We start from the raw sequence: 25,301 nt of genomic DNA on the forward strand, positions 1-25,301 counted from the left end.
CAGCCAGGAGAGGTAGTCCGCCACCGATGAAGCTCGTCTTCGCCGGCACCCCCGAGGTCGCCGTGCCCGCCCTGGACGCCCTGCTCGCCTCCGAGCGGCACGAGGTCGCGGCGGTGGTCACCCGGCCGGACGCCCCCGCCGGGCGCGGCCGGCGGCTGGTGGCCAGCCCGGTGGCCGAGCGGGCCGCGGAGGAGGGCATCGAGATCCTGCGTCCGGCCAGCCCGCGCGACGCCGACTTCCAGGCCCGGCTGCGCGAGATCGCCCCCGACTGCTGCCCGGTCGTCGCCTACGGCGCGCTGCTCCCCCCGAGCGCCCTGGCCATTCCGGCGCGGGGCTGGGTGAACCTGCACTTCTCGCTGCTGCCCGCCTGGCGCGGCGCGGCCCCCGTGCAGCACGCGGTGCTCGCCGGGGACGAGGTCACCGGGGCCTCGACGTTCCTGATCGAAGAGGGGCTGGACTCCGGCCCCGTCTACGGCGTCGTCACCGAGGAGGTCCGCCCCACCGACACCAGCGGCGACCTGCTCACCCGGCTCGCCCTGGCCGGGGCCGGGCTGCTGGCGGCCACGATGGACGGCATCGAGGACGGCACGCTGACCGCCGTGCCGCAGCCCGCCGAGGGCGTCAGCCTCGCCCCGAAGCTGGGGGTGGACGACGCCCGCGTCGACTGGTCGGCCCCGGCGCTGCGGGTGGACCGGGTGGTGCGCGGCTGCGCCCCCGCCCCCGGCGCCTGGACGGTCTTCCGCGGCGAGCGGCTCAAGCTCGTGCAGGCCGTGCCCGATCCCGACGTCACCGGTCTGGCGCCCGGGGAGGTGCGGGCCGGCAAGCGCCACGTGCACGTGGGCACCGGCTCGCACGCCGTCGAACTGCGCTGGGTGCAGCCGCAGGGCAAGAAGCCGATGCAGGCCGCCGACTGGGCCCGCGGCGCCCGCATCGTCTCCGGCGAGCGGCTGGCGGACTGACCGCGCCGCACACCGAGGTCCGGCGCGCGTAAGCTGGGTCCTTCCGCCCGCGCGGCGGGCAGCAAGGCGAACCCGGCCGTCCGCCGGGGGAGCGCGATGCGAACCACCGGAGCACCTTTCCCGTGACCGACCCGTCACCCCGCCGCGGCGGACCGCCGCGCCGCCGTCCGCGCCCGCCGGCCCGCCCCCGCAAGGACCCGGTGCGGCTGGTCGCCTTCCAGGCCCTGCGCGCGGTCGACGAGCGCGACGCGTACGCCAACCTCGTCCTGCCGCCGCTGCTGCGGCGCGCGCGCGGCGGGGACGGCTTCGACGCCCGGGACGCGGCGCTGGCCACCGAGCTGGTCTACGGCACCCTGCGCCGCCAGGGCACCTACGACGCCGTCATCGCCGCCTGCGTGGACCGCCCGCTGCGCGAGGTGGACCCGCCGGTGCTGGACGTGCTCGCGCTCGGCGCCCACCAGCTCCTGGGCACCCGCATCCCGCCGCACGCCGCCGTCAGCGCCACCGTGGAGCTGGCGCGCTACGTGCTCAGCGACGGCCGCGCCCGCTTCGTCAACGCGGTGCTGCGCCGCGTCGCCGCGCACGACTGGGACGCCTGGCTCGCCCGCGTCGCGCCGCCGTTCGAGGAGGACCCCGTCGAGCACCTGTCGCTGGTGCACGCGCACCCGCGCTGGGTCGTCACCGCCCTGTGGGACGCGCTGGGCGGCCCCGGGCGCGGCCGGGAGGAGATCGAGGCGCTGCTCGCGGCCGACAACGAGCGCCCGGAGGTCACCCTGGTGGCCCGGCCCGGCCGGGCCACCGTGGCGGAGCTGCTCGCCGAGGACGCCGTGGCCGGACGCTGGTCGCCCTACGCGGCCCGGCTCGCCGACGGCGGTGAACCCGGCCGCCTCACCGCCGTCCGCGAGGGGCGGGCCGGAGTGCAGGACGAGGGCAGCCAGCTCGTGGCCCTCGCGCTCGCCCGCGCCGGGCTCCAGGGCGAGGACCGCACCTGGCTGGACGGCTGCGCCGGCCCCGGCGGCAAGGCGGCCCTGCTGGGGGCGCTCGCCGCCGAGCGCGGGGCCGCGCTGGTGGCCGCGGAGAAGCAGCCGCACCGCGCCCGGCTGGTCGCCAGGGCGCTGTCGGGCAACCCGGGCCCCTACCAGGTGGTCACCGCCGACGGCACCCGGCCGGCCTGGCGGCCCGGCTCCTTCGACCGGGTCCTGGTGGACGTCCCCTGCACCGGCCTGGGCGCCCTGCGCCGCCGCCCCGAGGCCCGCTGGCGCCGCCGCCCCGAGGACCTGGCGGGCTTCGCCCCGCTCCAGCGCGCCCTGTTGGCCGGGGCGCTGCGCGCCGCCCGGCCCGGCGGCGTCGTCGGCTACGCCACCTGCTCCCCGCACCCGGCCGAGACCCGCGTCGTGGTCGAGGACGTGCTGCGCGGGCCGGAGGGGGCGGGCGCCGCCTGGCTCGACGCCCGCCCGCTGCTGCCCGGCCTGCCCGGCCTGGGCGACGGCCCGGACGTCCAGCTCTGGCCGCACCGCCACGGCACGGACGCCATGTACCTGGCGCTGCTGCGCAAGGGCGGCTGATCGCCCGTCCGGCGGGAGGCGACATACTGGGGCCATGGCTCAGATCAACCCCAGCATCCTGTCCGCCGACTTCGCCCGTCTGGCCGAGGAGGCGAAGGCCGTCGAGGGCGCCGACTGGCTCCACGTCGACGTCATGGACGGCCACTTCGTCCCCAACCTCACCCTCGGCGTCCCCGTGGTCGAGGCGCTGGGGAAGGCCACCGGCACGCCGCTGGACTGCCACCTGATGATCGAGGCGCCGGACCGCTGGGCCCCGCAGTACGCGGAGGCCGGCGCGGGCTCCGTCACCTTCCACGCGGAGGCCGCCGCCGCCCCGGTGCGGCTGGCCCGGGAGATCCGCGCGCAGGGCGCCCGGGCCTCGCTGGCGCTCAAGCCGGCGACGCCGATCGAGCCGTACGAGGACCTGCTGCCGGAGCTGGACATGCTGCTGGTGATGACCGTCGAGCCCGGTTTCGGCGGGCAGGCGTTCCTGGACGTCATGCTGCCCAAGATCCGCCGCACCCGGCAGCTCATCGACCGGCACGGTCTGGACCTGTGGCTCCAGGTGGACGGCGGCGTCTCGGCGGACACGATCGAGCGGTGCGCCGAGGCGGGCGCCGACGTCTTCGTCGCCGGTTCGGCCGTCTACGGCGCCGACGACCCGGCCGCGGCCGTGGCGGCGCTGCGCCGTCAGGCAGCGGAGGCGGCGGCACGCGGCCGGGAGCGCTGAGCGGCGCCCGCGCGCACCCGGAGGGCGCCGCGCCGCTTCGCGTCAGGCCGGTGTGCCGCGCACGCAACGGATCGAACGCGCCGCTCGATCTGCGAGGATGAGCACGCGGCGCGAAGGCGAGTACGGCAGACAGTGAGGTGAGTTGCGGTGTCGACGGGTCGGGCGGCTTCGAGAATGGGGCCCGCCGAGCTCATGCAGGCCGCGGCCATGGCCCGCCGCTTCTACCTGGAAGGCAAGTCCAAGATCCAGATCGCGGACGAGTTCGGGGTCAGCCGCTTCAAGGTGGCCCGCGTCCTGGAGACCGCCCTCGAACACGACCTGGTGCGCATCGAGATCCGTGTGCCGGCCGAGCTGGACGCCGAGCGCTCCGACGCGCTGCGGGCCCGGTACGGGCTGCGGCACGTCGTCGTCGCCGAGTCCCCCTCGTCCCCCGCCGCCCCGGCCGACGTCGCCGAGCCCGGGGAGAGCATCGCCGACCCGGAGAACCTCGGCGAGGTCGCCGCCGACCTGCTGGGCGAACTGGTGACCGAGGGCGACGTGCTCGGGCTGGCCTGGGGCCGCTCCACCATCCACATGGCGACCGCGCTGCGCGGGCTGCCGCCGTGCACGGTCGTCCAGCTCACCGGCGTGTACGACGCCGGCACGGCCGACCGCGGCTCGGTCGAGGCGGTGCGCCGGGCCGCCGAGGTCGCCGGGGGCCAGGCCCACCCCATCTACGCGCCCATGCTGCTGCCCGACCCGGCCACCGCCGCCGCCCTGCGGCACCAGACCGGCATCGCGGCCGCGTTCGAGTACTTCGACAAGGTGACCGTCGCGGCCGTCTCCATCGGCTCCTGGGAACCGGGCATCTCCACCGTCCACGACATGCTCGGCGAGCGCGAGCGCGCGCACTACGCCTCGCTCGGCGTGGCCGCGGAGATGTCCGCCCACCTCTTCGACGCCGAGGGCCGCCGCATCGGCCGGGACCTGGGGGAGCGGTGCATCACCGTGGAGGCCGGGCGGCTGCGGCGCATCCCGGAGGTCGTCGCCATCGCCGGCGGCCGCCGCAAGGCCGCCGCCATCGGCGCGGTGCTGCGCTCGGGGCTGGTCACCAGCCTGGTCACCGACACCGCGGCGGCCGAACAGCTCCTGGCGGACCGGCGCCCCGTGCTGCGTCCCGCCCTGGAGCGCGCCGACCCCGACGAGTCCTAGCCGTGCTGTCCACGCGGCCCGCCCCGGAGGCACCATGACCCTGCGACGCACGCCGCTCCCCGGCGTCGGCACCCAGTACGACCTCAGCACGCGCGAGGGGCGGCACCTCTCGGTCGTCGCCCACCAGGACGGGCGGCGCTTCCTCGGCTTCTACCGGCCCGACGACCCCGACGCCTGCCAGGCCACCGTGCCCCTGGAACCGGCGGAGGCCGCCGCCCTCGCCGGACTGCTGCGCGACCAGGACGAGCCGGGCGCCCCCGCGCACCCGAGCGAGCTGGAGCTCGACCTGGTCAGCGAGCGCGTCCAGGTCGGGCCGCAGTCGCCCTTCCGGGGCCGCACGATCGCCGACACCCTCGCCCGCCGGCGCACCGGGGCCTCCGTCGTGGCCGTGCTGCGCCGCACCGGCGCCGTCCCCTCCCCGCGTCCGGACTTCCGCCTGGAGGCCGGTGACGTGCTGCTGGCCGTCGGCACCTCCGAGGGCGTCGCGCTGCTGACGGAGCTGATCTCCGGGGGCGCGGCCGACGGCGGCCCCGGCGGCGACGAGGACTGAGGGCGTGGAGCACACCACCATCCTGCTCATCGAGCTGGGCGCGGTCATCCTCGGCCTGGGGCTCGTCGGCCGCTTCGCCGGGCGCCTGGGGATGTCCCCCATCCCGCTCTACCTGCTGGGCGGCCTGGCCTTCGGCCACGGCGGGCTGCTGCCGCTGTCCACCAGCGAGGGCTTCATCGAGGTGGGCGCCGAGATCGGCGTCATCCTGCTGCTGCTCATGCTGGGCCTGGAGTACAGCGCGTCGGAGCTGGTGACCAACCTGCGCACCCAGTACCCCTCCGGCCTCGTCGACCTCCTGCTCAACGCCACGCCGGGCGCGCTGGCCGGGTGGGCGCTGGGCTGGGAGCCGGTCGGCGTGATCGCGCTGGCGGGCGTCACCTGGATCTCCTCCTCCGGCGTCATCGCCAAGGTGCTCACCGAGCTCGGGCGCCTGGGCAACCGGGAGACGCCGGTGGTGCTCGGCGTGCTGGTCATGGAGGACCTGGCCATGGCCGTCTACCTCCCGCTGCTGACCGCGCTGCTGGCCGGGGTCTCGCTGGCCGGTGCCGGCCTGACCCTGACCATCGCCCTGGGCACCGCCGGGCTGGTGCTGTTCCTCGCGCTGCGGCACGGGCGTCTGATCAGCCGCGCGGTCTCCTCGGACAACCCCGAGATGCTGCTGCTGGTCGTCCTGGGTCTGACCCTGCTCGTCGCGGGCATCGCCCAGCGGTTGCAGGTCTCCGCCGCGGTCGGCGCGTTCCTGGTGGGCATCGCCATCTCCGGGGAGGTCGCGCACAGCGTGCGGGCGCTGCTGACGCCGCTGCGGGATCTGTTCGCGGCCGTCTTCTTCGTCTTCTTCGGCCTGTCCACGGTGCCCGCGAACATCCCGCCGGTGCTGCTGCCCGCGCTGCTGCTGGCGGCCGTCTCCCTGGCCACCAAGATCGCCACCGGCTGGTACGCCGCCCGGCGCGCGGGGATCGGCGCGCGGGGAAGGGCCCGCGCGGGCGGGGCGCTGGTGGCCCGCGGCGAGTTCTCCATCGTCATCGCCGGTCTCGCCGCGGGCGCCCAGCCGGGCCTCGCCCCGCTGGCCACGGCCTACGTGCTCCTCCTGGTCATCGCCGGGCCGCTCGCCGCCCGCTGGACGGAGCCGGTGGCGCGCCGGCTGCGCGGCGGCGGCCCGCCCGGCGCACCGCCCGCGCCGGCATCACCCGCGCCCACGCCGCCGACGGCCGACCGGACGGGACGGCTGCCGTGACGGCGCTCTCGTAGCTTCCGCCCGGCCCGGCCGCGGACGACTGGCGGATCACACGGGGGTGCCACGGGAGGCGGCCGTGGGAGAATGAAGTACGTGCGTTTTCCCCGGCCGGATTCCGCCGGGGTCCCCTCCGATCGACTGGGATGTTCTGCACGTGCGATTCCTCAACGACCAGCGGCCCCCGTACGACCTGACGTACGACGACGTGTTCATGGTCCCGCGCCGCTCGGCGGTCGGCTCCCGGCAGGGCGTCGACCTCTCCAGCCACGACGGCAGCGGCACCACCATCCCGCTGGTGGTGGCGAACATGACCGCCATCGCGGGCCGCCGGATGGCCGAGACCGTCGCCCGGCGCGGCGGCCTGGTGGTGATCCCGCAGGACATCCCGCTGGACGTGGTGACCGAGGTGGTCTCCTGGGTCAAGCGGCGCCACCTGGTGCTGGACACCCCCATCGTCCTGGTCCCGCAGGCCACCGTGGCCGACGCGCTCTCCCTGCTGCCCAAGCGGGCGCACGGCGCGGGCGTGGTGGTCGCCGACGGCCGCCCCGTCGGCATCGTCACCGAGTCCGACCTCACCGGCGTGGACCGGTTCACCCAGCTCAGCCAGGTGATGTCGAAGGACCTGCTGGTGCTGGACGCCGCCATCGACCCCCGCGAGGCCTTCAACCGGCTGGACGCCGCCCACCGCAGGCTCGCCCCGGCCGTGGACGCCGACGGGCGCCTGGTGGGCCTGCTCAGCCGCAAGGCCGCGCTGCGCGCCACCCTCTACACCCCGGCCACCGACGCCGCGGGCCGGCTGCGGGTGGCCGCCGCCGTGGGCATCAACGGCGACGTCGCCGGCCGCGCGAAGGCCCTGCTGGACGCGGGCGTGGACACCCTCGTGGTGGACACCGCGCACGGCCACCAGGAGGGCATGCTGGAGGCGCTGAAGGCCGTGCGCGCACTGGACCCCGGGGTGCCCGTCGCCGCGGGCAACGTCGTCGCCGCCGAGGGCGTGCGCGACCTGATCGCCGCGGGCGCCGACATCGTCAAGGTCGGCGTCGGCCCGGGCGCGATGTGCACCACCCGCATGATGACCGGCGTGGGCCGTCCGCAGTTCTCCGCGGTGCTGGAGTGCGCGGCCGAGGCCCGGCGGCACGGCCGGCACGTGTGGGCCGACGGCGGCGTCCGCCACCCGCGCGACGTGGCGATGGCGCTGGCGGCCGGCGCCTCCAACGTCATGATCGGCTCCTGGTTCGCCGGGACGCACGAGTCCCCCGGCGACCTCCAGCAGAGCGCCGACGGGCGGCTGTACAAGGAGTCCTTCGGCATGGCCTCCGCCCGCGCGGTGCGCAACCGCACGGCCGAGGAGTCCGCCTACGACCGGGCCCGCAAGGGGTTGTTCGAGGAGGGCATCTCGCACTCGCGGATGTTCCTCGACCCCGCCCGGCCGGGGGTGGAGGACCTGATCGACTCGATCATCGCCGGGGTGCGTTCGGCGTGCACCTACGCGGGGGCGGGCTCCCTGGAGGAGTTCACCGAGCGGGCGGTCGTCGGCGTGCAGAGCGCGGCGGGCTACGCCGAGGGCAAGCCGCTGCACGCGAGCTGGAGCTGAGCCGGGCGCGGCGCACGCCGCGCGGGCTCCGCCGCGGGCGCCCGGCCGGGCACGCCGGGCCCCCGCGGCCGCCGCGTGCCCCTCCCGCGGGGCTGGTTCCGCCGTCCCGGCGCCCGGCACGGCCCTGCTCCGGGCCGTAAGCCGTTCGGGGGCGTTACCACAAGAATTCCATCGGGGGAAGTCAACGAACGTGCGAACATGGCGGGAACTGCGCAACGAATCGCCATGAGTGCGCAAGGGTGGCCCGTTACGTGCCGTGGTGCCCCACTCGTAGAGTCATGCGCTGTACGAGGAGTGGCGGAGACCGCCTGCTCGACGGTCTTCCGCTGCCGCGCGGGCCAGCCCGGCCCGGCAGGGGCGTCGCGCCGTGCCGGCCTTCGCCGCAGACCCGCAGCGACATCGGCAAGGAGCCACCCCGTGCTGGACCCGAACACCGCGCCCTCCGCACCACACTCGCCGCCGGGGGCCCGGTTCCTGCGGCGCAAGCCCGTGGAGAGGCTGGTGGCCGAGAGCGGCCACGGCAGCGGTGGCGGCAGCCTGCGCCGCACCCTGTCCATGTGGCAGCTCACGATGATCAGCATCGGCGCCACGCTGGGCACCGGGATCTTCGTCGTCCTGGGCGAAGCCGTGCCGCTGGCCGGGCCCGCGGTCACGATCTCCTTCGTCATCGCCGGTCTGACCGCGCTGTTCTCCGCGCTGTCCTACGCGGAGCTGGCCGGCACCATCCCCGCTTCCGGCTCCTCCTACTCCTACTCCTACGCGACGCTGGGCGAACTGGTCGCCTGGGTGTGCGGGCTGTGCCTGATCCTGGAGTACGGCGTCTCCGTGGCGGCCGTCGCCGTCGGCTGGGGCCAGTACCTCAACGAGCTGCTCGACGGCACCATCGGGGTGACCATCCCGGCGGCGCTGTCCAACCCGCCGGGCGACGGCGGCTACTTCAACCTGCCGGCCCTGCTGGTCGTGCTGTTCGCCATGGCGTTCCTGATGGGCGGGGCCAAGGAGAGCGCCCGGGCCAACACCATCATGGTGGCGGTCAAGATCGGCGCGCTGCTGATGTTCTGCGCCGTCGCCTTCACCGGCATCCGTGCGGGCAACTACGAGCCGTTCATGCCGCTGGGCCTGGCCGGCGTCAGCGCCGCTGGCGCCTCGCTGTTCTTCTCCTACATCGGCTTCGACGCCGCCTCCACCGCGGGCGAGGAGGCCAAGAACCCCCAGCGCGACCTGCCGCGCGCCATCATGCTCTCCCTGCTGATCGTGACCACCCTGTACGTCCTGGTCGCGGCCGTCGCCGTCGGGGCCGTGCCGTGGGAGGGTTTCGAGGGGTCCGAGGCGGCGCTGGCCGGGGTGCTCAGCGACGTGACCGGCACGGAGCTGTGGGCCGTGCTGCTGTCCGCCGGCGCCGTCGTCGCGATCGCCAGCGTCGTGCTCGCCGTCCTCTTCGGCCAGACGCGCATTCTGTTCGCCATGTCCCGCGACGGCCTGGTGCCCGGCGTCTTCTCCCGGGTCAACGCGCGCACCGGCACCCCGCGCGCCAACACCGTGCTCGTCTCCGCGTTCTGCGGCATCCTGGCCGCCGCGATCCCGCTGGGCGAGCTGGCCAACGCCACCAGCATCGGCACCCTCTTCGCCTTCGGGCTGGTCAACATCGCCGTCGTCGTGCTGCGCCGCACGCGCCCGGACATGCCGCGCAGCTTCCGCGTCCCGCTCTCCCCGGCGCTGCCCCTGCTGGGGCTGGGCTTCTGCGTCTACAACATGCTGAACTTGCCCGCCGTCACCTGGCTGGTGTTCGGCCTCTGGATGGCCGCCGGGCTCGTGTTCTACTTCCTCTACGGGCAGCGCCGCTCCCGGCTGGCCGTCGAGGCCCACGAACCCCCCGCGACCGCAGAGAAGTGACCCACCCCCAGTGCGACTGAACGAGCTCGACGAACGCATCGTCCACGCCCTCGCCGAGGACGCCCGCCGCTCCTACGCCGACATCGGCGCGGAGGTCGGGCTCTCCGCCCCCGCCGTCAAGCGCCGGGTGGACCGGCTGCGGGCCGAGGGGGCCATCACCGGCTTCACCGTCCGCGTGGACCCGGCGGCCCTCGGCTGGGAGACCGAGGGGTTCATCGAGATGTACTGCCGCCACAACACCTCGCCCGAGGACATCCGGCGGGGCCTGTCGCGCTACCCGGAGGTGGCGTCCGCCTCGACCGTCACCGGCGACGCGGACGCCGTCGTGCAGATCTTCGCCTCCGACATGCGGCACTTCGAGCGCGTGCTGGAGCGGATCGCGGGCGAGCCGTTCGTGGAGCGCACCAAGTCGGTCCTGGTGCTCTCCCCGCTGCTGCGCCGCTACACCGCCGGACCGCCCGGGTAGGACCCGGCGGACCGCCCCTCCCGCGCGCCGGGGGAGGGGCGGGTGCCGGGGGAGGCCGCCGCGCGCAACGAATCGCCGCCCGGCGGCGGACCGGCGCAACGAATACGTCCAGGGTGCGCAAAGGACACCGCTTGTCCGCCGCGGGGCGCGAAACGTACCGTCGAAACATCCCCCTTGTCCGGTCGACGGAAAGTCGCGAGGTCCCATGACGCCCCTGCGCACCGCGCTCTACCAAGGTCCCGGCGGCACGCCCACGCCGCGGCAGGCCGTCGAGGCCTTCGCGCGCGCCGCCCGGCGCGCCGCGGCCGCCGGGGCGCGGCTGCTCGTCACCCCGGAGCTGTCCCTGACCGGGTACGCGCGCACGCCACGGGAGCTGGCCGAGCTCGCCGAGCCGGCCGACGGCCCCGCCGCCCGGGCGATCGGGGAGATCGCCGCCGAGCACCGCCTCGCCCTCCACTACGGCTACCCCGAGCGCGGTGAGGACGGCGCCGTGCACAACGCCGCGCAGCTCATCGGGCCCGACGGCACGCCGCTGGCCAACTACCGCAAGACCCACCTGTTCGGGGACTTCGAGCGGGGCTGTTTCACCCCCGGCCGGGAGCCCGTCGTCCAGGCCGACCTCGACGGCGTCCGCCTCGGCCTGCTCGTCTGCTACGACGTCGAGTTCCCCGAGGCGGTGCGCGCCCACGCGCTGGCCGGAACCGAGCTGCTGCTCGTGCCCACCGCGCTGATGCGGCCGTACGAGATCGTGCCGCAGGCCGTGGTCCCGGTGCGGGCGTGGGAGAACCAGCTCTACCTGGCCTACGCCAACCGCCACGGCCGCGAGGGCGACCTGGACTTCGCCGGGATGAGCTGCCTGGTCGCCCCCGACGGCACCGTCCGCGCCCGCGCCGGGGCGGGGGAGGACCTCGTCCTCGCCGACGTCGACCGCGACGCGCTGGCCGCCTTCCGCGCCGAGAACACCTACCTGACGGACCGCCGCCCCGAGCTGTACCCGTCCCTGTCCCGCCAAGGAGAACCGCGCCGATGACCTCCACCGTGCCCGCCGCCGTCCACGACGAGCAGCACGCAGAGGCCCAGTCCGCGCCGCCCATCACCATGTTCGGCCCGGACTTCCCCTTCGCCTACGACGACTACCTGGCCCACCCCGCCGGACTCGGCCAGGTGCCCGCCACCGCGCACGGCACCGAGGTCGCCGTCATCGGCGGCGGCCTGTCGGGCATCGTGGCCGCCTACGAGCTGATGAAGATGGGGCTGCGGCCGGTCGTCTACGAGGCCGACCAGATCGGCGGGCGGCTGCGCACCGCCGCCTTCGAGGGGTCCGACGACGGCACCGGCCGGCCGCTGACGGCCGAGATGGGCGCCATGCGCTTCCCGCCGTCGTCCACGGCCTTCCAGCACTACGTCGACCTCGCCGGCCTGGAGGTCGAGCCCTTCCCCAACCCGCTGGCCCCCGACACCCCCTCCACCGTCGTGGACCTCAAGGGCGAGAGCCACTACGCGCGCACCCTGGAGGATCTCCCCGAGGTCTACCACCAGGTGATGGAGGCCTGGAACACCTGCCTGGAGGAAGGCGCCGACTTCTCCGACATGCAGCGCGCCATCCGCACGCGCGACGTGCCGCGCATCCGCGAGATCTGGTCGGCGCTGGTGGAGAAGCTGGACAACCAGACCTTCTACGGCTTCCTGTGCGACTCGTCGGCCTTCACCTCCTTCCGGCACCGGGAGATCTTCGGCCAGGTCGGCTTCGGCACCGGCGGCTGGGACACCGACTTCCCCAACTCCATCCTGGAGATCCTGCGCGTCGTCTACACCGGCGCCGACGACGACCACCGGGGCATCGTCGGCGGCAGCCAGCAGCTCCCGCTGCGGCTGTGGGAGCGCGCACCGAAGAAGCTGGTGCACTGGCCGCAGGGCACCTCGCTGGCGTCCCTGCACGACGGACGGCCGCGCCCGGCCGTGACGCGGCTGCACCGCACCGCGGGCAACCGCATCACCGTCACCGACGCGCACGGGGAGATCCGCACCTACCAGGCGGCCGTCTTCACCGCGCAGTCCTGGATGCTGCTGTCGAAGATCGACTGCGACGACGAGCTGCTGCCCATCGACCACTGGACCGCCGTCGAGCGCACCCACTACATGGAGTCCTCCAAGCTGTTCGTCCCCGTCGACCGGCCGTTCTGGCTGGACACCGACGAGGAGACCGGCCGGGACGTGATGAGCATGACGCTCACCGACCGCATGACGCGCGGCACCTACCTGCTGGACAACGGCCCGGACCGGCCCGCGGTCATCTGCCTGTCCTACACCTGGTGCGACGACAGCCTGAAGTGGCTTCCGCTGGACGCGAACGAGCGCATGGAGGTCATGCTCAAGTCGCTGCGCGAGATCTACCCGAAGGTGGACATCAGGAAGCACATCACCGGCAGCCCGGTGACCGTCTCCTGGGAGAACGAGCCCTACTTCATGGGCGCGTTCAAGGCGAACCTGCCCGGCCACTACCGCTACCAGCGGCGCCTGTTCACCCACTTCATGCAGGACCGGCTGCCCGACGACAAGCGCGGCCTCTTCCTGGCCGGCGACGACATCTCCTGGACGGCGGGCTGGGCCGAGGGCGCGGTGCAGACCGCGCTGAACGCCGTGTGGGGCGTCATGCACCAGTTCGGCGGCACCACCGACCCGGGCAACCCGGGCCCCGGCGACGTCTACGACGAGATCGCCCCGGTGGAACTGCCGGAGGACTGACCCGCGCGTACGCGCAGAGCGGGGCGGACCGGCGCGGTCCGCCCCGCCCAGCCGTCCCCGGCGCGCCGGTCGGCGTCGCCGGCGAGCGGCGCGAGCCGGGGACGGCCGTGCCACCCGGGCTTGGCCGGTACCCGCGGGACGCGCGGCTCGACGCGGGCACGGACCGGTACGGCTCCGCGGCGCTTCCCGCGTGCCTCCGGCCCCGGCCGACGGCCCCGCCGAGCCGTACGCTCCCGTCGGCCGGCCCCCGGCGCCCCGCCCGGGCTCGCGGCCCCGCGCCGGCCGTCGCCCGCCGGGTCCGGCGCGGCGCGGCCGACCGCCCGCCTCGGCCTCGCCCCGGCACGGCCGGCGGGTCGGGCCCGGGGCGGGGCGGCCCGGTGACCGTCCCACCCCGCCCCTCCACTAGCCTTGGCTCGTTTTGTTCGGTGGTGCAGGGAGCGGGAGCATGCGGCTCGGTGTCGGGTGGAAGGTGCACGGGGACGGGCGCAGCCCCGCGCCTGGCGCGGTGGTGCGGCCGGACGAGCGGCTGTCCTGGCTGCGCACTCTGGGCCTGGGGGCGCAGCACGTGGTGGCCATGTTCGGCGCCACGTTCGTCGCCCCGGTGCTGATGGGCCTGGACCCGAATCTGGCCGTCCTGGTGTCCGGGGTGGCCACCATCTTCTTCCTGCTGGTGACGCGCGGCGCCATCCCCAGCTACCTGGGCAGCAGCCTGTCCTTCGTCGGCGTCGCCGCGATCATCGCGAACGAGGGCGGCACGCCGGGCACGCTGACCGGGGCGCTGCTGGTGGTCGGCGTGGTGCTGCTCGCCTCCGGCCTGGTGGTGCGGGCGCTGGGCGCGCGCGTCGTGCACGCCGTACTGCCGCCGGCCGTCACCGGCGCCGTCGTCATGCTCATCGGCTTCAACCTCGCGCCCGTCGCCGCCGGGACGTACTGGCCGCAGGACCAGTGGACGGCGCTGGCCACCCTGCTGTTCACCGGCTTCGCGCTGGTCGCGCTGCGCGGCTTCTGGAGCCGGATCGCGATCTTCCTCGGGCTCGCCTTCGGGTACGGCCTGTCCTGGCTGCTGGACCGGGTCTTCGGCCCGATCACCTCCCCGACGGCCGCCGGGGAGGTCGCGCCGCACTGGCGGCTGGACCTCGGCGGGGTCGCCGAGGCGGACTGGATCGGCCTGCCCAGCCTGCACGCGCCGAGCTTCGAGGCGTCGGCCGTGCTGGTCGCGCTGCCCGTGGTCGTCGCGCTGATCGCGGAGAACGCCGGGCACGTGAAGGCCGTCGGCGAGATGACCGGGGACCCGCTGGACGACCGCATGGGCACCGCCATCGCCGCCGACGGCGCGGCCACGGTGCTCGCCACCTCCGTCGGCGGCCCGGCCACCACCACCTACGCGGAGAACATCGGCGTGATGGCCGCCTCCCGCGTCTACTCCACCGCCGCCTACTGGGCCGCCGCGGCCTTCGCCATCCTCTTCGGCTTCTGCCCGAAGTTCGGCGCGGTGGTGGCGGCCATCCCCGGCGGCGTGCTCGGCGGCATCACCGTCATCCTCTACGGCATGATCGGTCTGCTGGGCGCGAAGATCTGGATCGAGAGCGGTGTGGACCTGGGCAACCCGGTCAACCTGGTGCCGGTGGCGGCGGGCGTCATCGTCGGCATCGGCAACGTCTCGCTGGAGTTCACCGACGCCTTCTCGCTCAGCGGCATCGCCCTGGGCACGCTCATCGTGCTCACCGGCTACCACGCCCTGCGCGCCTTCGCCCCGCCCCACCTGCGCGAGAGCACCCCGCTGTTCGACGCGGGGGTGCCCGGCGAGGAGGCCCGGGCCCCCCGGTCGAGCCCGGGGCCGGGAGCCTGAGCGGGGCGGGCCCCGGCGGGCGCCGGGCCCACCGGGGTCCGCCGTTCGTCGCGCCCGTTCGTCGCGGTGACCCGCCGGCGTCGGCTCCGGCGCCGCTGCCGGGGTCCGCTCAGTCCCTGGGCACGGCCGCCCCGGGCACACCGGCCGGGAGCTGCCCGGAGCCGCCGGAGGCCGCCGGGCCGCCGGACCGGGGACGCAGCACCCCCGCGCCCAGCACCAGCCCGAAGGCCAGGACGGTGACCAGGGTGAAGGAGGTCGTCAGCGAGGTGGCCTCGGCGATGGAGCCGATCAGCGACGGCGCGATCAGGCCGGAGGTGTAGGTGATCGTGGCCACGCCGGCGATCGCCTGGCTGGGGTTGGGCCCGCTGCGCCCGGCCGCGGCGAAGGCCAGCGGCACCACGACGGCGATGCCCAGGCCGAGCAGCGCGAAACCGCCCATCGCCGCGCCCGGGTGCCGGGCGGTGACGACGAGGACGCCGCCCGCCGTGGCGAGCACGCCGCCGACGCGCACGGTGCGCACCGCGCCGAAGCGGTCCACGATCGCGTCCCCGGCCAGCCGGGCGATGGCCATGGTGCAGGCGAAGGCGGTGGTGGAGGCGGCCGCCGCACCCGCCGACGTGCCCAGCACGTCCCGCAGGTAGACCGCGGACCAGTCCAGGCTCGCCCCTTCCGCGAACACCGCGCAGAACCCCACAGCGCCGATGATCAGCGCCGACTTCGGGGGCAGGGTGAAGCGCGGCGGCGGATGCTCGTCCGGCGCGCTGCGCAGGTCCAGCACACCCTGGCAGGCGACCGCGCCCAGGACGGTGAGGACGGCGGCCACGAGCGCGAAGTGCGCCAGCGCGTCGAGCCGGGCGTGGGCGGCGACCGTCCCGCCCGCCGAGCCGAGCAGTGCGCCCACGCTCCACATGCCGTGCAACCCGGACATGATGGACCGGCCGAGCCGGTGCTCGACCTCCACCCCGAGCGCGTTCATCGCGACGTCCGACATGCCCGCCGTCGCGCCGAAGACGAACAGCGCCGCGCAGAGGCTGAGCAGGTTGGGGGCGAGCGCCGGGAGCACCAGCGCGGCCGTCCACAGCGCCAGCAGCCAGCGCAGCGCGGTGCGGGCCCCGAAGCGGTGGCTGATCCGCCCGGCGAGCGGCATGGCGAGGGAGGCGCCGATCGCGGGGAAGGCGAGGGCGAGCCCGAGTTGGCCGGCGCTCAGGCCGGCGTGGTCCTGCACCCAGGGGATCCGGGTGGCGAAGCTGCCGGTGACGGAGCCGTGCACGGCGAAGACCGCCGCGACGGCCACCCGGGCGCGCCGCAGTTCTCGCGGCGCGCCGGGCGCGTCGTGCGCCGCCTGGCGCTCCAGCCCGTTGTCGTCGGCCATGTCGGCCCAGCCTCCCGCAGTCCGTGGTTGGTCGCGCGCGGCACGGGACGCGCCGCGCGCCGCGCGGGTCCCGCGGGACCCGGTGCACGGGCATAAACTATCAGGAAGGTAACCTGAAAGATATCTCTGAAAGGATTTCCCGGTGTGAGACCTCTCCACGCACCGCCCGCCACGGGCCGCCCGGGCGGGCCGCCCGCCACCGTGCGCTCCGGCTCCGGCTTCGGCTCCGCCTCGCCGAGCACCGCGCGCGCCATCAACGACCGGCTGGCCCTCGACCACCTTGCGCGGGAGGGGCCGCTGACCGCCGGGCAGCTCAAGACCCGCACCGGCCTGTCCCGGCCCAGCGTCGCCGACCTGCTGGAGCGCCTGGGCGCCGCCGGGCTCGTCGCGGTGGTGGGGGAGACGGGCGCCGAGCGCCGCGGGCCGAACGCGAAGCTGTACGGGATCGTCGCCGAGCGGGCCCACCTGGCGGGCCTGGACGTGCGCACCGGCGGCGTCACGGTGGCGGTGGCCGACCTGCTGGGGCAGCCGCTGGCCGAGGCCGCGCTGCCCGTCGCACCCACCGCGCCCCCCGCGCAGGTCACCGGCGCCGCGGTGGACCTGGTGCGGCGGACGGCCGCCGACGCGGGCGTCGGCGCCCTGCACACCCTGGCCGTCGGGGCCCCGGGCCTGGTCGACCACGCCACCGGGCGGCTGCGCGACCTCGGCACCCCGCCCGGCTGGCACGGCGGCCTCGTCACCGCGCTGCGGCGCGGCTTCGGCGTGCCGGTGCTGCTGGAGAACGAGGTCAACCTGGCCGCGCTGGCCGAGCAGCGGCTCGGGGCCGCGCGGGACCGCGACACCTTCGTACTGCTCTGGCTCGGCCACGGGGTCGGCGCGGCCGTCGTCCTGGACGGAGCGCTGCGCCGCGGGGCCTCCGGCGGCACCGGTGAGATCGGCTTCCTGCCGGTGCCGGGGACCACGGAGCAGCCCACCGCGGGCGGCTGCGCGGGCGGCTTCTTCTCCCTGGCCGCCAGCGCCGCCGTCACCGCGCTCGCCCGGCGGCACGGCGCGTCGGCGCCCGGCGACGCGGCCGAAGACGCCGCTGGCGCCGTGGCCGCCGCGGTGACCGGGCGCACGCCGCGCGACGAGGAGTTCCTCGACGAGCTGGCCGGGCGGGTCGCCGTGGGGGCGGCCGCCATCTGCGCCGTGCTCGACCCCGGCTGCGTGGTGCTCGGCGGGGAGACCGGCCGGGCGGGCGGCGGCGCGCTCGCGGACAGGGTGGCCGACCGCCTCGCCCGGATGGTGCCGCTGCCCACCGAGGTCCGGGCAGGCACCGTCGGCGGGGGCGCGGTCCTGCGCGGGGCGGTGCTCACGGCCATGGACGCGGCGCAGCACGCGCTGTTCGGGCCGGGCGTCCCGGCATAGCGGCGGCCCTGGCGGGCGGCGTCGAGCGCGGCGCCCGCCAGGGCCGGGTCAGCGGAGGGGCTCAGCAGGCGCCGAGGTCCTCCCACACGCCCCACTGGCCGGTGGTGCCGGGCTCGTCGCCCTGGGTCCACCACTTGGCGCGCCAGGTGCGGCCGTCCCACGCGACGGTGTCGCCGCTGTTGTAGACGTCGCCGGCCACCCACGCCGGGGCGGAGCACTCGCCCGGCTCACCGGGGTCGCCCGGGTCACCGGGGCCGCCGGGGTCGCCCGGGGTCGTGCCGCGCGCCAGGTCGCCGGGGATCGCGTACCGGGTGCCGTCCACCGTCACCGTCCAGTTGGACGGCGTCGAGACGGGCAGGTAGTAGACGAAGTCCAGGGCCACCGTGGCGCCCGGGGCCAGCGACTGCCAGCCCGGGAGCTTCAGCGACACCCGGTGGTACTCGCCCTTCAGCCCGCCGACGTTGTCGCCGGTGTGGTCGCTGCGCACGATCGTCGAGCCGAAGCCGGACTGGTCGCGGGCGTTGCCCGGGGCGGAGGTGGCGTAGTCGAACTGGAACTCCGTGCCGCCCGGGAGCGTCACGTCGGAGTTGTTGGTGATGCTCAGCTTGGGGTTGATCGGGTAGTTGGAGTCGCCGAGCGCGAAGTCGGAGAACGCCACGTCCACGTCGATGGTCTCGGTGGGCATGTCGGTCGTCGCCCGCGTGGCGCCGTAGGGCGTGGCGTCGGCGAACGCCTCGTGCATGAGCGTGGTGAGCGTCTCGCCCTGCTCGTACTGGCCCTTGGCCTCGTTCCAGGCGTAGTCACCGGCCAGCTCCCACATCATGGTGCCGCCGATGCCCTCGTCCACCACGTACTGGGCCTTGGCCCGGACCGACTGCTCGTCCTCGGTGGACAGGAACACCTTCTTCTGCGGGTTCCACAGCCACGGCGAGGTCAGGGTGGAGTCGTAGTGCCGCTCGTAGGTGCCGGTGAGCTCGGTGTCGGCGGGGAAGCCGTACTGGCCGAGGTAGTCGCCGACGATCCCCTTCTCCAGGTTCTTGGCGTGCCACATCGGGTTGGAGCCGGCCGGCGACTCCTTGCCCTCGGTGTCCAGGTCGTGCCACAGGTTGTCGATGCCGACGGCGCCATCACCGCACTTGGTCAGGCCCGCGCCGGCCGGGCACTCGCTGGCCGGGGCCTTGCCCCACAGCCCGTTCGTGCCACCGGTGACGTTCTTCCAGCCGCGCGTGTAGTACGGCAGGCCGATGTTGATGCGCCCGGCGGGCATGGAGCCGCGGAAGTAGTGGTACGCCCAGTCGGCGTTCAGGTAGCCGATGCCGCCGTACTGCGCGGCGTCGTAGATCCCCGCGGCGGCCAGCTCGCCGTCCCTGCCGTCGTCGAACAGCGCGGCGTTGGGCCCCACGTACTCGTTCCAGGCGCCGTGCAGGTCGTAGGACATGATGTTGACGTAGTCCAGGTACTTGGCCGTCTGGTACGTCTCCATGCCGCGCAGCAGGTAGCCGGAGGAGGGCGCCGCGACGGTCAGCAGGTAGTGCTGGTCGTCGGCCGCGCCGGCCCGGTCGAGCTTCTCGCGCAGCACCTTCATCAGCTCGGCGTAGCCCTTGTTCAGCCCCGCCCGCCGCGGATTGGCGATGCCCCAGTCCAGCGGGTTGCCCGCGTCCTTCATCGACGTGGCGTACTCGTAGTCGATGTCCACGCCGTCGAAGCCGTACTCGCGGATGAAGTCCACGGCCGAGTCGGCGAACGTCTCGATGCCCGCGTGGTTGACCGAGCCGTCGGCGTTGGTGGCCATGGTGTAGAAGCCGCCGGAGTCCACCCGCTCGCCGTCGGGCTTGAAGTAGCCGCCCGTCTCGGCCCAGCCGCCGACGGAGACCAGCGTCTTCACGTCCGGGTGCTGCTTCTTGAACTTGTTGAGGAGGTTGAAGTGCCCCTGGTAGGAGAACTCCGGGTCCATCTCGGCGCCCTCGACGCCGGGCCAGGTCATGCCGGTGGAGGGGTTGTCCGGGCTGTCCGGGCCGACGGACAGCTTGTTGGCCCCGTCCACGTGGGCGAACGCGTAGTTGAGGTGGGTGACCTTGTCCCACGGGATGTCGGAGGCGAGGTAGGCGTCGCGCCCGTCCTTGCCGGTGCGCCAGCTCGTGAAGTAGCCGATGACGCGGCGCTGGTGGTCCGCGCCCATCTGCTCACGGCCGTCGCTGTCGTAGACGGTGCAGTAGGGCACGTCCACGCCCGGCGTGGCGTAGAGCCCGTCGGGGCGGCAGGACGCGTGGTCGGTGGCGGCCTGGGCCGCGGACGCGGCCGGAGCGGCCTGGACCGGCGCGGCGGAGAGCGCGCCGAGCAGCAGCCCGGCGACGGCCGTCGCGGCCGCCCCGAGCTGGGCTCTGGCGCGGTTGCGTTGGGGGAACACGGTGAGGTCCTCCTGGTGAGGGCAGGCGGATGTGGAGGGCAGGTGGCGCTGAGCGTAAGAGGACTAGACCAGTCGGTCAATAGGTATGGACCAATGACTTGGACGCGCCAACTGGCCCCCGGACCCCGGCAGATGTCCCGCCCACCCCACGCGCCGCCCCCGCCCCGGGAACGCCCGCCCCGCCCCGCACCCGCTTCCGCGCGCACCGGCTCGCTCCCCGGGGCGCGCGGCGCGAGGCCCCGGGGCGCGCGGCGCGAGGCCCGGGGGCGTCCGGGGCGGCCCGGGGGAGTGGAGGCGGGGCGCGCCCGGCCCGTGCCGGGGGCGGACGTGGCCGATCACACAGCGCCGGGAGCCCTCCGCCCCTCCCACCGCGGCGCGGTCGTGGCACACTGGGCCCAGAAGTGACGTCAGCGCACTCCGGGGTCGGTGAAAGTCCGAACCGGCGGTTACAGTCCGCGACCCGTCCGCAGCCAGCGGCCGGTTGACCAGGTGAAACTCCTGGACCGACGGTGAAAGTCCGGATGGGAGGCAGTGCGCGGCGGCCGCAGGCAGCAGGTGCCGCCGACCCGCGCCCCGCACGGGGCCCGGCGAGCGCACCCCGTCGCCGACGCGTCCGCCGGTCGTGCCACGCGCCCCGGAGTCCGCCCGAAGAGGCAGGAGGACCCGGTGGCCGCCACCGCACTCGCCGCGCCGCACGAGCGGGACGCGATGCGCCGCGCGATCGCGCTCTCCGCCCGCGGCCTCGGCCTCACCAGCCCCAACCCGGTCGTCGGCTGCGTCGTCCTGGACGCTGACGGGCGCACCGTCGGCGAGGGCTGGCACAAGCGCGCGGGCGGCCCCCACGCGGAGGTGCACGCGCTCGCCGAGGCCGGGGACGACGCCCGCGGCGGCACCGCGGTGGTCACCCTGGAGCCGTGCGACCACACCGGGCGCACCGGCCCGTGCACCCGGGCGCTCCTGGCTGCCGGGATCGCCCGCGTCCTGTACGCGGTGGCCGACCCCACGCCGACCGCGGGCGGCGGCGCCACCGCCCTCGCCGCCGCCGGGGTCGAGGTGCGCGCCGGTCTGCTCGCCCAGGAGGCCGCCGACGTCAACGCCCCCTGGCTGACCGCCGTCCGGCTGGGCCGCCCGCACGTCCACTGGAAGTACGCCGCGACCCTCGACGGCCGCACCGCGGCCGCCGACGGCAGCAGCCGCTGGATCACCTCGGCCGAGGCCCGCGCCGACGTGCACCGGCTGCGCGCGCGGTGCGACGCCGTGCTCGTGGGCTCGGGCACCGCCCGCGCCGACGACCCGCACCTGGCGGTGCGCGGCGTGCCCGGCGCCCGCCAGCCGCTGCGGGTGGTGGTGGACACCGAGGCCCGCGCGGTCACCGCGGGCGCGCGGGTGCTCGACGCCGCCGCCCCCACCCTCGTCGCGGTGGCCGAGGACGCCGACGCGGGAGCGCTGGAGGGGCGCGCCGACCTGCTGCGCCTGCCCCGCGCGCGCACCGGCCGCGGTGTGGACCTGGCCGCCCTGCTCACCGCCCTGCACGCCCGGGACGTGCACGGCGTGCTGCTGGAGGGCGGCGCCACGCTCGCCGGGGCGTTCGCCGCCGCCGGCCTGGTGGACCGGGTCACCGGCTACCTCGCGCCCGCGCTGCTGGGCACCGGCCCGCCCGCCCTGGCCGACGCGGGTGTCACCACCATCGCCCAGGCCCTGCGCCTGCGCCTGACCGAAGCCGTCCCCGTGGGCCCCGACCTGCGGGTGACCGCCGTGCCCGTGCCGGGCCCCGCCGCCCGTCCGTCCGCCCCCACCATGGCCGAGGAGCGCTGAGTGTTCACCGGAATCGTCGAAGAACTGGGTGAGGTCACCGCCATCGAGGACCTCGGTGACTCCTCCCGCCTGACCCTGCGCGGGCCGCTGGTCACCAAGGACGCCGCGCACGGCGACTCGATCGCCGTCAACGGGGTGTGCCTGACCGTCGTGACCGCCGTGGACGGCGAGTTCACCGCCGACGTCATGGCCGAGACGCTGCGCCGCTCCAGCCTGGGCGCCCTCGCCGTCGGCTCCCGGGTCAACCTGGAGCGGCCCATGGCGCTGGGCGGGCGGCTGGGCGGCCACCTGGTGCAGGGCCACGTCGACGGCACCGGCACGCTCGCCGCGCGCACGCCCGGCGAGCACTGGGAGGTCGTGCGCGTCACCCTGCCGGCCGACCTGGCCCGCTACGTGGTGGACAAGGGCTCGATCACGGTGGACGGCGTCAGCCTCACCGTCGTCGAGGCCGGTCCCGACTGGTTCACCGTCAGCCTCATCCCCACCACGCTGGACCTGACCACCCTGGGCACCAAGGGGGTCGGCGACCCGGTGAACCTGGAGGTCGACGTCCTGGCCAAGTACGTCGAACGGCTGCTGGCCCACCGGGGCCAAGGCGAAGCGGCCGCCGGGGCGGGCGGCGTCCGGTGAGCGCCCTGGACGGGCTCAACGCCGTCGCCTTCGAGGCGTTCGGGCAGCCGGTGATCTGGTCGGACATGGTCGGCAACCTCTTCGGCCTGGCCGCCCTGGCGCTGGGCTGGCGCCGCTCGGTCCTCACCTGGCCGGTGCAGGTCCTGGCCGGGGCGATCCTGGTGGCCGCCTACCACTCGGCGTCCCTGACCGGTGGGGTCGGCAAGCAGGTGCTGGTCGTCCTGGTCGGCCTGTGGGGCTGGTGGCAGTGGCACGGTGGCCGCCGCGACGCCGAGGACGGGCAGGTCGCCGTCCGCTTCGCCACCGGCCGCGAGCGGCTGGCACTGCTGGCCGCGACCGCGCTGGGCACCCTGGCCGTCGGCGGGCTGTTCACGGCCGTGCCCACGCTGTCGTGGAACCCCTGGCCGGACGCCTACATCTTCGTCGGCACGCTCGCCGCCATGTACGCCCAGGCCCGCGGACTGGTGGAGTTCTGGTTCGCCTGGCTGCTGGTCGACCTGGTGGGCGTGCCCCTCGCCTTCGCCAGCGGCCTGGCCTTCTCCGGCCTGGTCTACCTCGTCTACCTCGTCCTGGTCCTGTGGGGCCTGCGCGCGTGGTGGCTGCGCTCGCGCGCCGCCGCGTCGGCCGGGCGGCCCACGCAACTGGAAGGAACGGCCGTATGACCGCAACGCAGACCCGGCCCGGCGCCCCCGTCCCGGCGCGCGCCGAGGACCTCGCCCTGGACCCCGTCGAGCGGGCGGTGGCCGACCTGGCCGCCGGGCGCCCGGTCGTGGTCGTGGACGACGCCGACCGGGAGAACGAGGGCGACCTCGTCATCGCCGCGGAGACGGTCACCCCCGAGGTCGTCGCCTTCATGATGAGCGAGTGCCGCGGCCTGATCTGCGTGCCCATGGAGGGCGCCGAGCTGGACCGGCTCGCGCTGCCGCAGATGGTCGCGCAGAACACCGAGGCCATGGGCACCGCGTTCACCGTCTCGGTGGACGCCGGCCCCCGCCACGGCGTCACCACCGGGATCAGCGCCGCGGACCGCGCCACCACGATCCGCCTGCTCGCCGACCCCCGCGGCGTCGCGGGCGACTTCGTGCGCCCCGGGCACGTCTTCCCGCTGCGCGCCCGCGAGGGCGGCGTGCTGACCCGCCCCGGGCACACCGAGGCCGGGGTCGACCTCGCCCGGCTGGCGGGCCTGCGGCCGGCCGCCGCGATCGTGGAGATCGCCGCCGAGGACGGCACCATGCTGCGCCTGCCCGAGCTGGTGCCCTTCGCCCGCCGGCACGGCCTGGCGATCATCTCCATCGAGGACCTCGTCGCCTACCGGCGCACCTCCCGGCCCACGGGCCTGCCCGCGCCCACCGTCCGGCGCGAGGCCGTCACCGCCCTGCCCACCGCCCACGGCCCCTTCCGGGCCCACGGCTACCGCTCGACCGTCGACGGCGTGGAGCACGTCGCCCTGGTCGCCGGTGACCTCGGTGACGGCGAGGACGTCCTGGTGCGCGTCCACTCCGAGTGCCTGACCGGCGACATCTTCGGCTCCCAGCGCTGCGACTGCGGCCCGCAGCTCCAGGAGTCCCTGCGCCGCGTCCAGCAGGAGGGCCGCGGGGTGGTGGTCTACCTGCGCGGCCACGAGGGCCGCGGCATCGGCCTGCTGTCCAAGCTGCGCGCCTACGAACTCCAAGAGCGCGGCCGCGACACGCTCGACGCCAACCTCGAACTCGGCCTGCCCGCCGACGCCCGCGACTACGCCGCGGGCGCGCAGATGCTCACCGACCTCGGTGTCCGCTCGGTGCGGCTGCTGACCAACAATCCCGACAAGAGCGACGCGCTGGCCCGGCTCGGCCTGCGCGTCACCGGGCGCGAGCCCATGCCCGTCCAGGCGGGCGAGCACAACATCCGCTACCTGCGCACCAAGCGGGACCGCATGGGCCACGACCTGCCCTGGCTGGAGGACGCGGCCGTCTCGGCCTGCGCGACCCAGTAGCCCGCGGCCGACGCGCGGCACCCTTCGAACCAGCCCCACCCACCGACGAGGAGCACACCGTGAGCGGCAAGGGCGCACCCGAGCTGACCGTGAAGAACTGCGAGAACCTGCGGGTGGCCGTCGTGGCCGCGCAGTGGCACGAGACGGTCATGGACGGCCTGACCAGGGGAGCCCTGCGCGCCCTGCGCGAACTGGGCATCGACGAGCCCACGCTGCTGCGGGTGCCCGGCAGCTTCGAACTGCCCGTGGTCGTCAAGGCGCTGGCCCAGCGCGGGTACGACGCCGTGGTGGCCCTCGGCGTCGTCGTCCGCGGCGGCACCCCGCACTTCGACTACGTGTGCCAGGGCGTCACCCAGGGGCTGGTGCAGGTCTCCGTGGAGACCGGCGTGCCGGTCGGCTTCGGCGTGCTGACCTGCGACACCGAGGAGCAGGCGCTGGAGCGGGCCGGGCTCGCGGGCTCCCGCGAGGACAAGGGCCACGAGGCGGTCACCGCGGCCGTCGCCACGGCCACCACCCTGCGCACCCTGGCCGAGCCCTGGCGCTGACCCGCCCCGCCGGGGCGCCCACTACCCGGACGCCCCGGCACGCCGTGCCGCCGCACCCCGTAAGGTAAGCACCACCATGGCCAACAAGACTTTCGACGAGCTCTTCGCCGAGCTCCAGCACAAGGCCGCCCACGGCGACCCGTCCACCTCCCGCACCGCCGAGCTGGTCCACGCCGGGGTGCACACCATCGGCAAGAAGGTCGTCGAGGAGGCCGCGGAGGTGTGGATGGCCGCCGAGCACGAGGGCGCCGAGCGCACCGCGGAGGAGATCTCCCAGCTCCTCTACCACCTCCAGGTGCTGATGGTCGCCCGGGGCCTGTCCCTGGACGACGTCTACGCCCACCTCTGACCGGCGGCCGCCCCCGGCCCGCCCCGCTCCACCCCACCCCGTCTCA

General features: G+C 75.4%; 21 protein-coding genes and 1 riboswitch. Of the genes, 19 read left to right on the forward strand and 2 right to left on the reverse strand.

Annotated elements, in window-relative coordinates; genetic code table 11:
• Positions 1 to 26: 26 nt before the first annotated feature.
• From fmt to OSB71_RS14155, 12 genes are all read left to right on the forward strand, one after another.
• Entirely contained in the window at positions 27 to 959 is a 933-nt protein-coding gene (gene fmt, locus OSB71_RS14100) for a methionyl-tRNA formyltransferase (RefSeq protein WP_265948156.1), read from the forward strand.
• Positions 960 to 1,081: 122 nt separating this feature from the next.
• Positions 1,082 to 2,524: an RsmB/NOP family class I SAM-dependent RNA methyltransferase gene (locus tag OSB71_RS14105; RefSeq protein WP_265948158.1), complete on the forward strand. Its 1,443-nt coding sequence runs from the start codon at positions 1,082 to 1,084 to the stop codon at positions 2,522 to 2,524.
• Positions 2,525 to 2,558: 34 nt separating this feature from the next.
• Positions 2,559 to 3,233 (forward strand): ribulose-phosphate 3-epimerase, encoded by a 675-nt coding sequence (rpe, locus tag OSB71_RS14110; RefSeq protein ID WP_265948160.1) that lies wholly within the window; start codon positions 2,559 to 2,561, stop codon positions 3,231 to 3,233.
• 174 nt (positions 3,234 to 3,407) lie between these two features.
• Positions 3,408 to 4,424, forward strand: a complete 1,017-nt coding sequence (locus tag OSB71_RS14115; protein WP_265948162.1) for a sugar-binding transcriptional regulator — start codon at positions 3,408 to 3,410, stop codon at positions 4,422 to 4,424.
• 34 nt (positions 4,425 to 4,458) lie between these two features.
• Positions 4,459 to 4,974: a cation:proton antiporter regulatory subunit gene (locus tag OSB71_RS14120; RefSeq protein WP_265948164.1), complete on the forward strand. Its 516-nt coding sequence runs from the start codon at positions 4,459 to 4,461 to the stop codon at positions 4,972 to 4,974.
• Between the two features lie 4 nt (positions 4,975 to 4,978).
• Positions 4,979 to 6,208 carry a cation:proton antiporter gene (locus tag OSB71_RS14125; RefSeq protein ID WP_265948166.1) on the forward strand — a complete coding sequence of 410 codons (1,230 nt, stop codon included), beginning with the start codon at positions 4,979 to 4,981 and terminating at the stop codon, positions 6,206 to 6,208.
• Between the two features lie 154 nt (positions 6,209 to 6,362).
• A complete protein-coding gene (locus tag OSB71_RS14130) occupies positions 6,363 to 7,802 on the forward strand; it encodes a GuaB1 family IMP dehydrogenase-related protein (protein WP_265948168.1) in 1,440 nt (479 codons plus the stop codon).
• Between the two features lie 417 nt (positions 7,803 to 8,219).
• Positions 8,220 to 9,695 carry an amino acid permease gene (locus tag OSB71_RS14135; protein WP_265948170.1) on the forward strand — a complete coding sequence of 492 codons (1,476 nt, stop codon included), beginning with the start codon at positions 8,220 to 8,222 and terminating at the stop codon, positions 9,693 to 9,695.
• 10 nt (positions 9,696 to 9,705) lie between these two features.
• Positions 9,706 to 10,161 carry an Lrp/AsnC family transcriptional regulator gene (locus OSB71_RS14140; RefSeq protein WP_265948172.1) on the forward strand — a complete coding sequence of 152 codons (456 nt, stop codon included), beginning with the start codon at positions 9,706 to 9,708 and terminating at the stop codon, positions 10,159 to 10,161.
• 205 nt (positions 10,162 to 10,366) lie between these two features.
• The gene (locus OSB71_RS14145; RefSeq protein ID WP_265948174.1) at positions 10,367 to 11,191 is read left to right on the forward strand and encodes a carbon-nitrogen hydrolase family protein; all 825 of its coding nucleotides are present in this window, start codon (positions 10,367 to 10,369) and stop codon (positions 11,189 to 11,191) included.
• On the forward strand, positions 11,188 to 12,906 hold the full coding sequence (locus OSB71_RS14150; protein ID WP_265948176.1) for a flavin monoamine oxidase family protein: 1,719 nt from the start codon (positions 11,188 to 11,190) through the stop codon (positions 12,904 to 12,906). The genes OSB71_RS14145 and OSB71_RS14150 overlap by 4 nt, the downstream gene beginning before the upstream one ends.
• Positions 12,907 to 13,351: 445 nt before the next feature.
• Positions 13,352 to 14,755, forward strand: coding sequence for a uracil-xanthine permease family protein (locus OSB71_RS14155; protein WP_265948177.1), 1,404 nt, complete (start codon positions 13,352 to 13,354; stop codon positions 14,753 to 14,755).
• Positions 14,756 to 14,864: 109 nt separating this feature from the next.
• Here OSB71_RS14155 and OSB71_RS14160 read toward each other — a convergent pair whose 3' ends face one another.
• Entirely contained in the window at positions 14,865 to 16,127 is a 1,263-nt protein-coding gene (locus OSB71_RS14160; protein ID WP_265948179.1) for an MFS transporter, read from the reverse strand.
• Between the two features lie 201 nt (positions 16,128 to 16,328).
• On the opposite strand from OSB71_RS14160, the gene OSB71_RS14165 reads away from it, so the two are divergent.
• Complete coding sequence (locus tag OSB71_RS14165) at positions 16,329 to 17,534, forward strand: ROK family transcriptional regulator (RefSeq protein ID WP_265948344.1); 1,206 nt, start codon at positions 16,329 to 16,331, stop codon at positions 17,532 to 17,534.
• Positions 17,535 to 17,595: 61 nt separating this feature from the next.
• On the opposite strand, the gene OSB71_RS14170 is transcribed toward OSB71_RS14165, so the two are convergent.
• Entirely contained in the window at positions 17,596 to 19,941 is a 2,346-nt protein-coding gene (locus tag OSB71_RS14170; protein ID WP_265948181.1) for a chitinase C-terminal domain-containing protein, read from the reverse strand.
• Positions 19,942 to 20,349: 408 nt separating this feature from the next.
• A riboswitch (FMN riboswitch) is annotated at positions 20,350 to 20,480 on the forward strand.
• A 169-nt stretch (positions 20,481 to 20,649) separates the two neighbouring features.
• Between OSB71_RS14170 and ribD the strand changes: the two genes are divergently transcribed.
• The 6 genes from ribD (at position 20,650) to OSB71_RS14200 (ending at position 25,255) form a co-directional block, all read left to right on the forward strand.
• On the forward strand, positions 20,650 to 21,756 hold the full coding sequence (gene ribD, locus OSB71_RS14175; protein WP_265948346.1) for a bifunctional diaminohydroxyphosphoribosylaminopyrimidine deaminase/5-amino-6-(5-phosphoribosylamino)uracil reductase RibD: 1,107 nt from the start codon (positions 20,650 to 20,652) through the stop codon (positions 21,754 to 21,756).
• Positions 21,757 to 22,386, forward strand: a complete 630-nt coding sequence (locus OSB71_RS14180) for a riboflavin synthase (RefSeq protein WP_265948183.1) — start codon at positions 21,757 to 21,759, stop codon at positions 22,384 to 22,386.
• Positions 22,383 to 23,048: a nicotinamide mononucleotide transporter family protein gene (locus OSB71_RS14185; protein ID WP_265948184.1), complete on the forward strand. Its 666-nt coding sequence runs from the start codon at positions 22,383 to 22,385 to the stop codon at positions 23,046 to 23,048. The genes OSB71_RS14180 and OSB71_RS14185 overlap by 4 nt, the downstream gene beginning before the upstream one ends.
• Positions 23,045 to 24,361 (forward strand): bifunctional 3,4-dihydroxy-2-butanone-4-phosphate synthase/GTP cyclohydrolase II, encoded by a 1,317-nt coding sequence (locus OSB71_RS14190; protein WP_265948186.1) that lies wholly within the window; start codon positions 23,045 to 23,047, stop codon positions 24,359 to 24,361. The genes OSB71_RS14185 and OSB71_RS14190 overlap by 4 nt, the downstream gene beginning before the upstream one ends.
• A gap of 59 nt (positions 24,362 to 24,420) precedes the next feature.
• On the forward strand, positions 24,421 to 24,906 hold the full coding sequence (gene ribH / locus OSB71_RS14195) for a 6,7-dimethyl-8-ribityllumazine synthase (RefSeq protein WP_265948188.1): 486 nt from the start codon (positions 24,421 to 24,423) through the stop codon (positions 24,904 to 24,906).
• Positions 24,907 to 24,982: 76 nt separating this feature from the next.
• Positions 24,983 to 25,255 (forward strand): phosphoribosyl-ATP diphosphatase, encoded by a 273-nt coding sequence (locus OSB71_RS14200; RefSeq protein WP_265948190.1) that lies wholly within the window; start codon positions 24,983 to 24,985, stop codon positions 25,253 to 25,255.
• The last annotated feature ends 46 nt before the right edge of the window (positions 25,256 to 25,301 follow it).

Source organism: Streptomyces marinisediminis, assembly GCF_026262575.1.
In the GTDB taxonomy this organism is placed as follows: Bacteria; Actinomycetota; Actinomycetes; order Streptomycetales; family Streptomycetaceae; genus Streptomyces; species Streptomyces marinisediminis.

Excerpts from the sequence above, each read along its gene's own strand:
- fmt (WP_265948156.1), top strand. The coding sequence starts at position 27 with ATGAAGCTCGTCTTCGCCGGCACCCCCGAGGTCGCCGTGCCCGCCCTG.
- rpe (WP_265948160.1), top strand. The coding sequence starts at position 2,559 with ATGGCTCAGATCAACCCCAGCATCCTGTCCGCCGACTTCGCCCGTCTG.
- OSB71_RS14115 (WP_265948162.1), top strand. The coding sequence starts at position 3,408 with ATGGGGCCCGCCGAGCTCATGCAGGCCGCGGCCATGGCCCGCCGCTTC.
- OSB71_RS14120 (WP_265948164.1), top strand. The coding sequence starts at position 4,459 with ATGACCCTGCGACGCACGCCGCTCCCCGGCGTCGGCACCCAGTACGAC.
- OSB71_RS14145 (WP_265948174.1), top strand. The coding sequence starts at position 10,367 with ATGACGCCCCTGCGCACCGCGCTCTACCAAGGTCCCGGCGGCACGCCC.
- OSB71_RS14150 (WP_265948176.1), top strand. The coding sequence starts at position 11,188 with ATGACCTCCACCGTGCCCGCCGCCGTCCACGACGAGCAGCACGCAGAG.
- OSB71_RS14155 (WP_265948177.1), top strand. The coding sequence starts at position 13,352 with ATGCGGCTCGGTGTCGGGTGGAAGGTGCACGGGGACGGGCGCAGCCCC.
- OSB71_RS14160 (WP_265948179.1), bottom strand. The coding sequence starts at position 16,127 with ATGGCCGACGACAACGGGCTGGAGCGCCAGGCGGCGCACGACGCGCCC.
- ribD (WP_265948346.1), top strand. The coding sequence starts at position 20,650 with ATGCGCCGCGCGATCGCGCTCTCCGCCCGCGGCCTCGGCCTCACCAGC.
- OSB71_RS14190 (WP_265948186.1), top strand. The coding sequence starts at position 23,045 with ATGACCGCAACGCAGACCCGGCCCGGCGCCCCCGTCCCGGCGCGCGCC.
- OSB71_RS14200 (WP_265948190.1), top strand. The coding sequence starts at position 24,983 with ATGGCCAACAAGACTTTCGACGAGCTCTTCGCCGAGCTCCAGCACAAG.